Consider the following 15,390-nt stretch of genomic DNA (forward strand, 5'->3'; position numbering starts at 1 on the left):
AAGCCACGATAATACATCTTGGATTACTGACCCATGGCCACCGGTCATCTGTGGTGATGGGGAGTCAGGCATCTGCTTTCAGAGGCAGAGTGCGCTGACGTTTGCCAGTCAGTGCGAACAGCGCATTGCCCAGAGCAGGGATAACCGGCGGCACTCCAGGCTCGCCAACACCGGTAGGGCCTTCGGTACTCGGCACTATATCCACCGTTACTTCTGGCCGCTCGTACTGCCGCATTAGCTGAGTGTCGTGGAAGTTGCTCTGCTGCACCCGGCCGCCCTCAAAGGTTATCTCGCCGTACAGCGCTGCAGTAAGTCCAAAGATAATCCCGCCTTCTATCTGATCTTGCACAATACGGGGGTTAACCACTTGGCCGCAGTCCACAGCGCAGGTGACCCTGTAAACCTTGATGACTCCGTTCTCCACGCCGGCTTCTACAACCTGCGCCACAAAGGTTCCAAAACTCTTGAATAGCGCTATGCCTCTGCCACGACCTTCCGCGACAGGAGTGTCCCAATCAGCCAGTCGCACTGCTCTATCGAGCACTTCCAGGTGGCGCGGCTGACCTGCAAGCAGGTTGCGGCGGAACCGGTAAGGATCTTCCCCAACTTCGTGCGCCAGTTCATCCATGAAGGTTTCAACAGCAAATCCATTATGCGAGTAACCAACGGAACGCCAGAAAGTCACAGGTACACCCGGGTCTGTATGAGTGTGGCGGATGTCTATGTTGTCCACGTTGTAGGGGTACTCTATCGCCCCCTCAATCGCAGACATATCCTTGGGGGTTGCTATCCCTTCGGCTAACAAACCAACTTTGCCAAGGGTGTCGTACATAAACTTTGGTGCCCAGGGGTATTGCGCCGGTGCGGCATTTCGCACGTACCAGTCCAGCAGCTGAGGACCAACGATCTGGTGATGCCAGCCTGACAGCTCCCCAGCCTCAATACCGGCCTGCATTCTGTGCAGCATGGCTGGGCGATACAGGTCGTGTTGCGTATCCTCTTCACGCGACCAAATCAGCTTCACCGGTTGCTTCACCCGATAAGCAACTGCAGCTGCTTCTTCAATAAAATCCTGGGTCAAGCGACGACCGAATCCGCCACCAAGAAACGTGGTATGAATCGTGACATCACTTGGTGAAAGGTCGGTTACCCGGGCAGCCGCTATACGGCCCAGATCCGGAGCCTGTGTAGGCGCCCAAACTTCGATGCTGTCACCTTTGTACCACGCCGTGGCGTTCATCGGTTCCAGCGTTGAATGGGCCAGGTAGGGCTGACTGTACTCCGCCTCAAATACCCTCCCTGCTTTTTTAACCGCACCCTCATAGTCGCCTTCGCTACGCTCTGACTTGCCGCGATCTTCATCGGCGGCCTTTCGGTAGGAATCAAACACCTCGCTAGTGGAAAGCGAGAAGGCATCCGAGTTGTCCCATTCTACTTTCAACGCGTTCTGGGCTTTTCGGGCACGCCAGTACTTGTCGGCAACAATGGCCACACCGCGCTCAATCTCAAACACATCAAGAACACCGAGCATGGCGCGAACTTCACTTTCATTGAAAGCCTTTACACGGCCACCGTGCTGGGGCGGCCGGCTTACCACGCTATAAACCATGCCCGGGAGTTCAACATCTATGCCGTAAACTGCGGTGCCTGTGGACTTTGCACGGGCATCAAGTCTGCCTCGCTGCTTGCCAATGTACTTCCACTCACTGGCAGGTTTCAGTGCAACATCTCCGCGAATAATCTCTTTGGAGGCCAGTTCTACCAACTGTCCGTAGCGCATGGAATCCAGGCCATTGGGGTGAAATACTCGGCCTTGGCGTGCGGTGCACTTGTCCCCATCCACATTCCAAACCCTGGCAGCTGCCAAAATGAGCATTTGCCGCGCCGAAGCCCCGGCCGTCCGTAGCGGTTCCCAGCTGGTGGATATACTGGTACTGCCCCCCGTGAGCTGCAGCTTGTACAAGGGGTTACGATATTCCGGTGCCACTGGCGCGAACCTGGGGGTGATCGCCTCCGGGTCAACTTCCAGCTCTTCTGCAATCAGAGTGGTCAGGCCGGTATAGGTACCCTGCCCCATTTCAACTCGGGCCAGGGTAAAATGAATTTCGTCCGTATTCGTTATCTCAAGCCAGGCATCCGGTTTCCACTCACCCGTTTCCTCTTTGTAGCCTGTCGGCATTCCGGAACAACCAGGGAGTGAGAGAGACAGCATCAATGACCCGGATGCACCTGCACCCACCTTTAGAAAATCACGTCGGTTCATCGTCATATCAGTTTCCCTCTCCAGACACAGAAGCATCGTATGCCAGAGAACTTCCTGCCACTGACTCAACTGCGGCAATGATTCGAGAGTAGGTGCCACAGCGGCAAAGGTTGCCGGTCATGGCTGCAACAATATCGTCCCGGGCAGGCGCCGGATTGGTTGCAAGAAGATGTGCAGCACTCATTATCTGGCCAGACTGGCAGTAGCCACACTGGGGCACCCCCTCTGCAATCCATGCTTTTTGCAGGGCGTGCAACTGGCCCTCTTCTGCCAAGCCTTCTATGGTTGTTACCTCACCACCGGTGGCCACCTCTACCGGTGTTGAACAGGAACGCACTGGCTGCCCATTCAGGTGCACAGTGCAGGCACCGCAAAGCCCCATACCGCATCCAAACTTGGTGCCTTTAAGCCCGAGCTCATCACGTAATACCCACAATAGGGGGGTATCACCCTCAACATCCAGCGACCGCTGCTCGCCGTTAACTGTAAGGCTCAGTGCCATGCCTGTTTACTCCCACTGTTTGTCCCGGCGTGCTATTCAGGCGTACTCTCCAGATGCACTACTCAGGCTTCTTGTTTTATGTACCAGAAAACTGTTTTATCGCCTTCTGTACAGGCGTTACTTCACAACTTCCTCGCCGTCTTTATTAACCCACACTTCACGGTCTTCTGTATTCATCTTGCCTTTCGAATCCCAAATCTCACGATTCTGGGTCTTTTCTTCAATTTTGCCTTTGTCATCCCAGATCACACGGTCTTTGCATCCCGCCAGCGCGACAACCGCAAACATTATCAGTGCAATTTTTTTCATCGAAAACTCCTCAATTCAGTTTGGGGTGTGGAGCTGATTTCAGCCCTCAGGGCACGAAACAAAGCGCATGGTGCTAACTTGTCCCATATAACTCCCGGTTATGCTGCTTTTCCCTGTCGCTCTTGCGCACCATGACATATACCGCTCCGGTCCCTCCATGGCGCTTTTGGGCCGAATGGAACGCCATTACAGCCAAGAGTTCTGGCAACCACTTGGCAAGATAGCTTTTGAGCTGTGCCACTCCATCAGGATTCCGCTCGCCTTTGCCGTGAAGAATTATGACGGACCGCAGGCCATAGCGGACACAATCCTCAACAAACTGGAAAACCTCTTTGCGAGCCTGCTCAACCGTCATCCGGTGAAGATCCAGCCTTGCCTCGATCGGGTATTGCCCAAGCCGGAGCTTACGGAAGACGCCATTTTGAATCCCTGAGCGTTGCCAACTGAGGATGTCGTGAGCGGTTAGGGGTTCAACAATGTCGGAGGTTAGTGGATTTGCGTCTCTGAACGTTGTTTCCACGGCAGATCGCTGACGCTCCAAATGACCGGGCGTCAATTCACGGGGCGTCGTTATCTCAGCGCGATTGGGCTTTCGGATGCGCCGAACGTCTTTCATTTCCTCAAGAAAGCTGAGGCGATCATTTTTGGTAGTCATGGTCGTGCTTTCAATAACCTGCAGAATGAGGGAACCTTACCACCCGCCACACTTTCCATAAAGAAAGTCGGAGGATTGACTGTACCTGCCCCCAAGCATCCAATGATCGGTCGCAGGTGCGACCAAAATCGTAAGGTGGGCACGCGCGCCCGTGATCTACACTGTAAACTCACGATAATAACGAATGAGCGGATTGGCCATGGCAGCAGCAAATCAGGACAACAGTCGCCCGCAGAATACCCGCTCCATTATGGTCTTCCTGCAAGCACATGCCCCCTTCTCTAATATGGATGATGACCACCTTGCCCACTTTGCAGAACATTCCACGCTGCGTTTCTATGCCGATGGCGATGTTGTTCTTGCGGCCGAAGATGGTGTTGTTAACAGATTCTACGTTGTAAAACAGGGGCGGATTCGTGGAGAGCGCCATAATGAGAAAGCAGATAAAACAGAAACCACGTTTGAAATCAGCATTGGAGAATGCTTTCCCCTCGCGGCCATTGTGGGCGAACGACCGACCCGAACACTGCACCGCGCGGCCGGCGACACCTTCTGCCTTAGCATCGAACAGGATGCCTTTATTACACTGATTTCCGAAAGTGAACCCTTCCGTGATTTCTGCTTGCGCGGTGTCAGCAGCCTGCTTGACCAGGTAAACCAGCGCATACAAACCGGCGCCATGGTCTCCATGGGGTCCAGCATATCTTTGAGCACGCCTCTTGACCGTTATGCGCTTCGCAATCCGATTGTATGCACACCGGATTTGCCCATACGCAAAGCGGTTGCCCTCATGCATGAAAACAACGTTGGCAGCATTGTCATCACCGATGACAACCGACATCCCGCAGGAATTTTCACCCTTCGGGACTTACGCACCATGATTGCAGAAGACACCTGCTCTCTGGACGCTCCGGTGCGCCAGATCATGACGAAAAGCCCCTGTTGCCTCCCCGCAACAGCAGATGCCTTTGCCGCAGCCATGCTGATGGCAGAACACCATTTTTCGCATTTGTGCTTGGTGGACGAAAACAATTGCCTGATTGGAATGGTGTCGGAGCGTGACCTGTTTTCCCTGCAACGGGTCGATCTGGTCAGCCTTGCCAGAACCATTGGCACCGCTACCCATTTGAGAACTCTGGTCAGCCTGCGTACCGACGTTTCGCGACTGGTGGATGCCATGCTGGCCCACGGTGCCGATTCCGGGCAAGTTGTAAAGATCATTACCACACTTAACGACGTTACTGTGCGGCGCGTGCTTGAACTGAATATCCAGAAAAACGACCCGGGAATACCCTTTACCTGGCTCACATTTGGCAGTGAGGGCCGGCAAGAACAAACCCTGCTGACCGATCAGGATAACGGCATTCTTTTCCAGACACCCGATGGAATGACGGAAGATCAGGTACGTGAAAAACTGCTGCCATTTGCCCGAACCGTTAACGATGAGCTGGCGGAGTGCGGATTTACTCTGTGCCAGGGCAACATCATGGCCAGCAACCCCAAGCTGTGTTTGAGCGACCGCGAATGGGATGATTGGTTCATCCGATTCATAGATGCCTCCACCCCACAAAACCTTGTGTATTCATCCATTTTCCTGGATATGAGAGCTATTTTTGGCCCAACAGATTCTCTGGATGAACTCCTTGAAAAAGTGCTCTCGAGAATCCAGAAGAACGCGCTGTTCCAGAAAATGCTCGCAGGCAACGCATTTCAGAGGAAGCCGCCTCTGACCATGTTCCGCAACTTTCGGTATGTCACCGACGGTAACAAACGCAGTCTGGACTTGAAGCGCCAAGGCCTTGCGCCCTTCGTAGAATCAGTGCGCGTGTTTGCGCTGGCTAATGGAATCAAAAGCGCAAACACACTTGAAAGAATCGACGACCTTGCCCAAGCAGGCGTTTTTGATATCAAGGATGCCAACGCATGGAAAGACGCCTACAGCCTTATACAGGCCATTCGCATGCGCTCCCACCAGGAAATGCTGGAACGAGGAGAAGAGCTCACCAACTACATTGATCCGGACGATCTGAACCCGCTGGACAGGCGGATTCTACGCGAGTCTTTCCGGCAGGCCCAACGCCTGCAACAGAAACTCGAAGTTACCTATCAACTCTGAATTCAGGCCGCTGCCCCATGCTGGAACAGATCAAACAGTGGATTGCACGCCATCGCGCTGGTCAATCGGGCAGCATTGCCCCAGAGAATACGCCTACTCCCAAAACCCCAGAGGATCAGCTCCTTTCAGAGTGTCGCCTGATCGTTCTGGATCTCGAGACCACCGGCTTAAATGCTGGCAAGGATGAAGTCATCGCAGTCGGCGCAGTCGCCATCAACGGAGGGGCTATAGATCTCAGCGACCAATTTGATCTGATTTTGAGGCGCCCTGAACTGGACATTACCGAGACAGTATTGATTCACGGTATTGGGCCAGAAGCTCTCACTCAAGGCCACGAAACCGAGGACGCATTACTGTTTTTGCTGGAATGGATGAATGGTGATCCGGTGCTCGCATATCACTCTGCATTTGATCAAAAGTTTTTGGAGAAAACCCTGAAAGCTGAGCTCGGCTATACCCGAAACCACACTTGGATGGATGTGGCAGATCTGTTACCTGCATTCTTTCCGGACGCCCTCACCGGAGGCAAGGGGCTTGATCACTGGGCAGACTTTTTTGGCCTTGAGGTCAGTGCAAGGCACCACGCGGCCTCAGACGCCCTGGCGACCGCCGAGCTAACCCTCATCGCGCTAAACAGGGCCAACAAAAGCGGTCTGAAAACTCTAAAACAGTTGCACGACAAACTACGCTACCACCGCCGGCTACAAAGCATTCATGGTGTGTGACCTCGCCGACAATCCCTTCTAAAACCGACGTCTGCTACCACTCTTTACTCATAATTAGACTTTTTGCCAATATCTATATATCACCTTCCCGGTAGAGTCAGTCAAGAGAACAAGTAGGGGAAGTACTAATATGAATAATAAACTCTCTGGCTCTCTCAGCTCACCAAATACCCACTGCAGACAAACAACAACAAGACAGGAGTAATCCTAATGTCAGGTCATAGCTACGATGCTGAAAAGTACTGGAAGGCGAATCTTCGCTTAATATTTGGGAGCCTGATTGTCTGGGCTCTGGTCTCTTACGGCTTTGGAATCGTTCTGCGCCCTATGCTCTCCGGCATACCTATCGGCGGCACCGATCTGGGCTTCTGGTTTGCTCAACAGGGCTCCATCCTCACGTTCATTGCACTTATCTTCCACTACGCGTGGCGCATGAACAGACTCGATAAACAATTCGGCGTGGACGAGGAGTAAGTTTATGAGCCAATTTGCAATCAACATCATGTTTGTAGGTGGGTCCTTCCTCATCTACATACTCATCGCTGTTTGGGCCAAGGCCGGAAGCACCAAAGACTTTTATGTTGCTGGCGGTGGAGTTCACCCTATCACAAACGGCATGGCTATCGGTGCCGACTGGATGTCTGCAGCATCCTTTATCTCCATGGCCGGTATTATTGCCGCCAGTGGTTACGCAAGCTCCGCCTATCTGATGGGCTGGACGGGCGGATACGTTCTGTTAGCGATGCTACTTGCTCCCTACCTGCGCAAGTTCGGCAAATTTACAGTTCCGGAGTTTATCGGCGATCGTTTCTATAGCAAAAACGCCCGTCTGGTTGCTGTTATCTGCCTGATTGTTGCATCCCTGACCTACGTAATCGGCCAGATGGCTGGTGCCGGTGTCGCTTTCTCACGCTTCCTCGAAGTTGATTCCACAACAGGCCTGATGATCGCAGCTGTCGTTATCTTCATCTACTCCGTACTTGGTGGCATGAAAGGTATTACCTACACCCAGGTTGCCCAGTACTGCGTACTGATCGTTGCCTACACCATTCCAGCAGTATTTATCTCCTTCCAGCTGACTGGCAATCCCATTCCGGCACTGGGTCTGTTCTCAACACACATTGATTCCGGAATGCCGATTCTCGACAAGCTGAATCAGGTTATTACTGATGTTGGTTTTAGTGAGTATTCTGCAGACGTTGACAGCCACCTGAACATGGTTCTGTTCACCCTGACTCTTATGATCGGTACAGCCGGCCTTCCCCACGTTATCATCCGCTTCTTCACAGTACCGAAGGTTGCTGATGCGCGCTGGTCTGCTGGCTGGGCACTGGTGTTTATTGCCCTACTATACCTGACAGCGCCCGCTGTTGCGTCCATGGCTCGCCTGAACCTGATGACAACCGTTTACCCGGATGGCACCGCTGCCGAGCCGATTCGATATGAGGATCGCCCTCAGTGGGTTAAAGAGTGGGAAGTTACTGGCCTGATCAAGTACGTGGATAAAAATGAAGACGGCCGCATCCAGATGTATAACGACGGATCCGACGAAGCCGCCCAAGCGTTTAAGCCTCAGGCTGAAGCTCGCGGCTGGGAAGGCAATGAACTGGATGTGAACCGCGACATTATCGTACTTGCCAACCCCGAGATTGCTAACCTTCCTGGCTGGGTTATCGGCTTGATTGCTGCAGGCGGCCTTGCTGCTGCACTATCGACCGCGGCTGGCCTCCTGTTAGCCATATCTTCGGCAATCAGCCATGACTTGATAAAGGGTTCAATCAATCCGGGCATCACAGATAAGGGCGAATTGCTTGCAGCCCGCATCTCCATGGCCGTTGCGATTGTTGTTGCAACCTACCTCGGCGCTAATCCCCCAGGGTTTGCAGCACAGGTTGTAGCACTGGCTTTCGGTATCGCGGCAGCCTCTCTGTTCCCGGCCCTGATGATGGGCATATTCTCCAAGCGCATTAACAACACCGGTGCTATTGCGGGTATGTTGAGCGGTCTGGTATTCACTCTCTCGTACATTTTTGTGTACAAAGGATGGTTCTTCATCCCAGGCACAGCTAACCTTGCGGATACACCTGCAAACTGGGTGTTTGGTATCTCTCCACTGTCGATCGGTGCTATTGGTGCGTTGGTCAACTTTGCGGTAGCCTTTGTTGTAGCAAATGCGACTGATGAGCCGCCCGTTGAGATTCAGGAACTGGTTGAAAGCGTTCGTTACCCCCGCGGTGCCGGACAAGCTCAAGACCACTAAGCAACACTCTGACCTGATTAACTCATCGAGTTGTCAGGTTGTTCTGGACGGGCTTCCTCAATGAGGGAGCCCGTTCTTTTTTAAGGAAAATATTTTATGTTCTGGACTCTTGTCGCCACCGTCTTCTGCGGGCTGGGTGCCGCCGGTATCGCTCTGGGCATCCGCGCTGCCACCCGCAACATGGCGCCTAAATGGATTATTCCGGTATTTGCAGGTATCGGTATGCTTGGGTATTTGATCTATGGAGAATACACTTGGTTTGACCACAAACAGTCGCGCCTGCCAGATGAAGCCGTGGTCGTGAGTACAGAGCGAAAAGGCATCTTCTGGCGGCCTTGGTCCATGGCCTACCCGTATGTGACCGCCTTCTCCACCGTGGATACAGACAGCATCAGCCGAGAAGATACCAGCAACTCTGATATCGTCAGATTTACACTGTATCGCTTCGAACAGAAGATAACGGATTCGGTATCTCACAGGGTCCAAATCATTAACTGTGCGACCCGCGAACTTGTCCCACTTGGCTCCGATGGAACACCACGGATAGACAACCTCAAGGTTTTGGAACGAAGCGACAAACTTTATTCAACGGTATGTTCAAGCTGACATTCTGGTACTGAGACCAGGTAACCTGCCCTACCTGACGGAAATAAAGAACTATGATTAGTGTCTGGCTGCTGGTTTTAATTTCCATCACCTACATATCAATCCTGTTTATCATCGCTTGGGCGGGTGATAAACATCCGGGGCTTTATAGCCGGCGCCTTGCCAGAACGCACGTTTACTCGCTGTCGTTGGCGGTCTACTTCACCTCCTGGACATTCTATGGCGCCGTAGGCCGGGCCACTCAAGAAGGTCTTGGGTTTCTGCCTATCTATCTCGGCCCCTTGCTCGTCTTTGTATTCGGTGCGCCACTGCTACGACGCATCATCTATATAAGTAAGCGCAACAACAGCACCTCTATCGCAGACTTCATTGCTTCTCGCTATGGCAAATCCCAGCTATTGGCCGCTATGATCGCCGCCTTTGCTCTGATTGGTAGCGTGCCGTATATCGCTCTGCAGCTGAAAGCAATCGCCATGGGTTTCAGCGTGCTTTCCAACACCGGAACCGGAGCCCAACAGCTAAGCACTGCGGCATGGAGCGACGCAGCCTGGTACATCACCCTCGCTCTCACCGCGTTTACCGTGCTTTTTGGTACTCGCCACCTGGAATCTACCGAGCACCACCGTGGAATGATTCAGGCCGTGGCCTTTGAGTCGCTGATCAAGCTTATTGCCTTTGTGGCGGTTGGGCTGTTCGTCGGATATGGGCTCTATAACGGCTTTGGCGACTTGGTGGGCAATATAAAGCAAGCCGATCTGACCGGTATTCTTACAACCGATGGCATTGAGGCGCCTGCGTTCATCACACAGACGCTCGTTGCCATGCTTGCCATTATCTGCCTACCAAGGCAGTTCCACGTAATGGTGGTCGAGAATGCTGACCACCGGGACTTCGAAGTCGCACGCTGGGCAATGCCCGTATATCTCATTGTGGCCAGCGCCTTCGTTCTGCCCATTGCAGCGGCTGGTCTTTTGGCACCAGGAGCAGTCGCGAGCAACCCGGACATCCTTATTCTTCAGCTACCAATCATGGCTGGCAAAGAGTGGCTGGCGATTCTCGCGTTCCTCGGAGGCGGGTCGGCAGCGGCCGCCATGGTTATCGTATGTTCCGTCGCGATCGCCACCATGGTAAGCAATGAAATTATCATGCCGGCTCTACTCAAATTTTTTCGGCCTCGGATGAACCGGCAGGCCGATCTAAGCTCCCTGCTTTTGGGAATACGCAGGGTGGCAATTTTTGTGGTTCTGCTGACGGCTTACGGTTTTTACCGTATGGCAGGGGCAGACTACAGCCTGACGTCATTCGGGCTTTTGTCTTTCGCAGCAGCGGCACAATTTGGGCCAGCATTAGTAGGAGGCATTCTGTGGCGGCGCGGTAATGCCACAGGCGCCGCATGGGGTCTGGGGCTTGGCTTTTTCATATGGTGTTACACCCTTTTGCTGCCCGCGCTTGCATCAACAGGCTGGTTTAGCGATTCACTCATCAACGAAGGCATGTGGGGCCTGAGTTGGACCAGACCAACCGCGCTGTTCGGACTGGACCTCGACGAGACCAGCCACGGCATTATCTGGAGCTTGGGAACAAACACTCTGGTTTACGTCCTGCTGTCACTAGTCACGCGGCAAAGGGTGCGCGAGAAGATTCAGATTGCCTCATTCTTTCAAGACCCTCACCCGAAAGGCGATACCGTCCATCACCAGAGCTGGCAAGGTGAAATACTCACATCAGACCTTCAGGCACTTAGCGACAGGTTTATGGGCGAGGAGCGCTCTGAAACAATTTTTCATAACTATGAGCGCCGCAATGCGGTGAGGCTTCACCTGCACCGCCCTGCATCCTCCCATTTGATGAAATACGTAGAGCGCCAGCTTGCCTCGGTAATTGGGGCATCTACCGCAAGGGTCGTCTTGGAATCGACCCTCACGGGCCGCGATATGCAGATCGAAGACGTAGTTAGCATCGTCGACGAAGCCTCGCAAGCCATGACGTTCAGCCGCGAGCTGTTGCAATCAGCTATTGAGAACATCAGCCTTGGCGTGTCAGTGGTCAACCAGCAACAGCAGGTGGTGGTCTGGAATCAACGATACCTTGAGCTTTTCAGCTATCCGAAAGGTTTTGTAAAAGCCGGTAGACCTGCAGAAGATCTGATGCGCTATAACCTGACAAACGTCCACCTGCCAGCACGGCGTATTGATGAAATCATTTCAGACCACTACGCCAGCATGCGAGAAGGCAAACGTATCTCCTACGAGCGCCAGAGGCCAGACGGAACCGTCGTCAAGATAGATGGCAGCCCAATCCCCGGCGGCGGTTATGTAACGACATTCCAGGATGTTACAGCCATGCGTCGCACTGAGCAGGCGCTAAAAGAAACAAACACCTATCTTGAGCAGCGGGTTAAAGAGCGAACCCAGGAACTGCAAGTTATCAACGAGCAGATGCTAAAAGCCAAGTCGGTTGCGGAGAAAGCGAACCAAAGTAAAACCCGCTTTCTGGCCGCTGCCAGTCACGACCTCTTACAGCCTCTGAATGCTGCTCGCCTTTTTACTTCAGCACTTGCAGGTAAAGCCAGCAGTCCTGAGACAGAAGAACTTGTCGACCACATCGACAGTTCACTCGGAGCAGCGGAAGAGATCATCAGCACCCTTCTCGATATTTCCAAGCTCGATGCAGGCGCACTGGAACCAGACCTAGGCGTATTCCCGGTTAACGATATCATGCGCCATCTGGCAACAGACTTTACAGCGATTGCCGAAGATCAAGGCCTCAAGCTGCATGTAGTACCAAGCACAGCATGGATCTACTCAGATTCAAAACTGCTCCGGCGGGTGATACAAAACTTCCTCTCCAACGCAATTCGCTATACGACACAAGGCAAAATCCTGATGGGCTGCAGGCGCCTGAAGGGCTACCTGCGCATCGAGGTTTGGGATACTGGTCCGGGCATACCGGAAGATCAATTAACCTTGATCTTTGAGGAGTTTCGCCGCTTTCAACACGGAAGAGACAAAAAAGGTCTCGGTCTGGGCCTGGCAATTGTCGACCGTATCAGCGGCATGTTGAACTATCCTGTAAGTGTCCAATCCGTACAGGGCAAAGGCAGTGTCTTTGCCGTAACAGTTCCCCTTGCGCAAGCTATAGAAGCACACCAAGCCACGGAGAAAATTGCAGCAAAAACCTCTCGGCGCGTTTCCAGCCTTAGTGGCCTGAACGTTCTGTGCATCGACAACGACCCTGCAATTCTGCAAGGAATGGTCGCCTTGTTAGGGAACTGGGGATGCGACATCACACCTGCTGAAAGCCTGGATACAGCTCTGGAAAAGCTCGGTGGTATGCAGCCCGACATCATACTTGCGGATTACCAGCTTGATGACAACAAAAACGGGCTGGACGCAATGGATGCCATACGTGAATCGGTACAACACGTCGTACCAGGCATTCTGATAACCGGGTATATGGCTCCGGAAGTACGGGATGATGCTATTGATCGTGGTTACCAGATTCTCTACAAGCCAGTTAAGCCAGCAGCCTTGAGAGCCATGGTGAACAAATTACTGAAACAAAAACGCTCATGAGTACCCCCGTTAAGAGTGTGTTCGCTAAGCTCTCTTATCTCGTGGTTGACGATTTCGAGAACTTCAGGATCTCCATGCTCCACATGCTTCGCAGCTGCGGCGCCGACAATATTGAACTGGTCGCCCACGCCAAACCCGCCATAGATTACTGCACCTACAATCACGTAGATGTAGTGCTCTGTGATTACAACTTGGGCAAGGGCAAAAACGGTCAACACATTCTTGAGGAGCTTCGTTATAAAAAGCTTCTGAAACGGTCCTCGCTGTTTCTCATGGTTACCTCGGAGTCATCCAGAGAAATGGTTATGGGTGCACGGGAATACCAGCCAGATGCGTACCTCACGAAGCCAATCAACCACGCAATGTTGGAAAAGCGCCTTAGTAGCCTGATAAGTCAACGTAACGCTTTACTCCCGATCAACCGTGAAATAGACCGGGAAAACTATCCCGAAGCCATTTCGCTTTGCATTGCAGCCCTAACGCGACTACCACGGTACAAAACATGGTTAATGAAAACCTTGGGAGAACTCTATTTCCTGTTAGGGGACCTCTCGCACGCGATCAGGGTATACGACGACGTTCTGTCCCAACGCGAACTTTCATGGGCCCGGGTCGGGCGCAATAGGGTGCTCCTTGCCAACCATCGCTACGACGAAGCAGTTGAAAGTTTGCGGAAGCTGATCACGGTCCACCCTGACTACATGGAGGCCTACGACCTTCTAGCCGAGGGGCTAGAGCGTCAAAATCGCTCCGGTCAAGCCCAGAAGGTTCTGGAACATGCAACAACCCACTCTCCAAACGCCCTGCTTCGGCAAAAACACCTGGCTGAGTTGGCAGAAGTGAATCAGGACATGGAAGCAGCTGCAGATGCATGGCGGCAAACGGTTCGCCTAGGTGCCCATTCTATTCACCACAGTTCTGACCACCATATCGCTCTGGCTCATGCTCTTTGTGACCTGAGCGACGGTGAGAAGGATGAAGAGAGCGAAGCATTAGCGCATGAAGTAACTGCAGTTCTAGACAACATGGAAAGACAGTTTTCGGACAACGAAGTCATCGAACTTCGTAGCCTTATCATCCAATGCAGGATAAAGGCCGGGCTTGGAGAGGCGGAAGAAGCCAATTCAATACTTGAGAGCATCAGGGAAAGAATACACCAGACCGACCCTATGGACCTGGATACAGGGCTGGACTATGCAAAAAGCTTGTATCGACTGGACCACGCAAGCGAAGCAATAAGGCTGCTGGGACATCTACATGAGCAATATCGTCTAAATCCTGAAGCTGCCAGAAAGATCGAGAACCTATTGGACGAACCCGTCAGCTTCCGTATGAAAATCAAAGCCCGCGGCCTTAACCGGGAAGGGATCGCAGATTTCGAATCCGGTGCCTTCAAACAGGCTGAGCGTACTTTTTCTAAAGCACTTGAGATAATCCCCAATCACCCCGCGCTTAATCTCAATCTGGTTCAGGTGTTAATCAAACAATATGAAGAAACAGGTACAGCCGATATGCTGATCGAACGCTGTCAGCATCACCTTAGTCGTTTGGCTGCCCTTCCGGAGCAGCATGGGCAATACAGGCGTTACCTGGCTCTGCAACGAAAACTGAAGGCACTAACTTCATGAAAAACCGAAATATCGACTTTTCTATGGTTCTCGGTCTGGCGGTACATGATATGAAAAACTCGCTGGGGATGCTGCTCAACTCCCTGGATGAGCTACGAACCGAACATGAAGCAAAGCTGAACGAATCCTCAAAGTTTAATACCCTCCAATACGAAGCTGAGCGGATTCATAACGATCTGGTACAGCTGCTGGGAATATACAGACTTGGGGAAAACAACCTGTCAGCCCATATAGAAGAGCATCCGATCTCGGAGTTCTTGTCTGAACACCTTGCCAGGCATACGCCACTTCTAGACGGGTTGGGAATTGAGTGTTCTATTGAATCCGATGCCATCAACGGGTTCTTCGATGCAGATCTGCTTACAGGTGTTTTGAACAACACCATCAACAACGCAATACGGTATACAAAGAGCCAGATCAAACTAACCGCAACGGAACGCGGGGGTTACCTTGTTATCGGGGTAGAAGATGATGGAGAGGGATACCCCGAAAGTATGCACCATACAGGGACCCTTAGTTTCAAATCTTTGGACTTCAATACTGGAAGTACCAGCCTTGGCCTTTTCTTCGTATCTGCCATTGCCAACCTTCACAGCGAAGGAGATCGACGCGGCTACATTAAGCTCCACAATGGCGGTGATTTAGGTGGTGGCGTTTTCGAAATATGGCTTCCCTAAATGCTTTTACAATTATTTTTATAATTTCGGACATAAAAAAACCCCAGCCTCTTGCGAAGCTGGGGTTTGGTATT

General features: G+C 52.4%; 12 protein-coding genes. 8 read left to right on the forward strand and 4 right to left on the reverse strand.

Going from position 1 to position 15,390, the window contains the following annotated elements; translation table 11 throughout:
• Positions 1-64 precede the first annotated feature (64 nt).
• The 4 genes from AADB16_RS13260 to smrA all read right to left on the reverse strand — a co-directional run bounded on the left by AADB16_RS13260 (position 65) and on the right by smrA (position 3,729).
• Positions 65-2,269 carry a molybdopterin cofactor-binding domain-containing protein gene (locus AADB16_RS13260; RefSeq protein WP_410803931.1) on the reverse strand — a complete coding sequence of 735 codons (2,205 nt, stop codon included), beginning with the start codon at positions 2,267-2,269 and terminating at the stop codon, positions 65-67.
• Between the two features lies 1 nt (position 2,270).
• On the reverse strand, positions 2,271-2,765 hold the full coding sequence (locus tag AADB16_RS13265) for a (2Fe-2S)-binding protein (protein WP_410803933.1): 495 nt from the start codon (positions 2,763-2,765) through the stop codon (positions 2,271-2,273).
• Between the two features lie 117 nt (positions 2,766-2,882).
• A complete protein-coding gene (locus tag AADB16_RS13270) occupies positions 2,883-3,074 on the reverse strand; it encodes a hypothetical protein (RefSeq protein WP_298446737.1) in 192 nt (63 codons plus the stop codon).
• A gap of 73 nt (positions 3,075-3,147) precedes the next feature.
• Positions 3,148-3,729: a DNA endonuclease SmrA gene (gene smrA, locus AADB16_RS13275; protein WP_298446735.1), complete on the reverse strand. Its 582-nt coding sequence runs from the start codon at positions 3,727-3,729 to the stop codon at positions 3,148-3,150.
• A gap of 199 nt (positions 3,730-3,928) precedes the next feature.
• Here smrA and AADB16_RS13280 point away from each other — a divergent pair, with 199 nt between their 5' ends.
• The 8 genes from AADB16_RS13280 to AADB16_RS13315 all read left to right on the forward strand — a co-directional run bounded on the left by AADB16_RS13280 (position 3,929) and on the right by AADB16_RS13315 (position 15,316).
• Positions 3,929-5,845 (forward strand): putative nucleotidyltransferase substrate binding domain-containing protein, encoded by a 1,917-nt coding sequence (locus AADB16_RS13280; protein ID WP_410803934.1) that lies wholly within the window; start codon positions 3,929-3,931, stop codon positions 5,843-5,845.
• A gap of 17 nt (positions 5,846-5,862) precedes the next feature.
• A complete protein-coding gene (locus tag AADB16_RS13285; RefSeq protein WP_410803936.1) occupies positions 5,863-6,570 on the forward strand; it encodes a PolC-type DNA polymerase III in 708 nt (235 codons plus the stop codon).
• Positions 6,571-6,780: 210 nt separating this feature from the next.
• Positions 6,781-7,044 carry a DUF4212 domain-containing protein gene (locus tag AADB16_RS13290; RefSeq protein ID WP_071268071.1) on the forward strand — a complete coding sequence of 88 codons (264 nt, stop codon included), beginning with the start codon at positions 6,781-6,783 and terminating at the stop codon, positions 7,042-7,044.
• Between the two features lie 4 nt (positions 7,045-7,048).
• The gene (locus AADB16_RS13295) at positions 7,049-8,830 is read left to right on the forward strand and encodes a sodium:solute symporter family protein (RefSeq protein WP_410803937.1); all 1,782 of its coding nucleotides are present in this window, start codon (positions 7,049-7,051) and stop codon (positions 8,828-8,830) included.
• 96 nt (positions 8,831-8,926) lie between these two features.
• Positions 8,927-9,436 (forward strand): hypothetical protein, encoded by a 510-nt coding sequence (locus AADB16_RS13300; protein WP_309046026.1) that lies wholly within the window; start codon positions 8,927-8,929, stop codon positions 9,434-9,436.
• Between the two features lie 53 nt (positions 9,437-9,489).
• Complete coding sequence (locus AADB16_RS13305; RefSeq protein ID WP_410803940.1) at positions 9,490-13,011, forward strand: NahK/ErcS family hybrid sensor histidine kinase/response regulator; 3,522 nt, start codon at positions 9,490-9,492, stop codon at positions 13,009-13,011.
• Complete coding sequence (locus tag AADB16_RS13310; protein ID WP_410803942.1) at positions 13,008-14,639, forward strand: response regulator; 1,632 nt, start codon at positions 13,008-13,010, stop codon at positions 14,637-14,639. The genes AADB16_RS13305 and AADB16_RS13310 overlap by 4 nt, the downstream gene beginning before the upstream one ends.
• A complete protein-coding gene (locus tag AADB16_RS13315; protein WP_410803944.1) occupies positions 14,636-15,316 on the forward strand; it encodes a sensor histidine kinase in 681 nt (226 codons plus the stop codon). The genes AADB16_RS13310 and AADB16_RS13315 overlap by 4 nt, the downstream gene beginning before the upstream one ends.
• Positions 15,317-15,390 lie beyond the last annotated feature (74 nt).

Origin of the sequence: Marinobacter sp. KMM 10035, assembly GCF_046537445.1 — a bacterium.
Classification (GTDB): Bacteria; Pseudomonadota; Gammaproteobacteria; order Pseudomonadales; family Oleiphilaceae; genus Marinobacter; species Marinobacter sediminicola.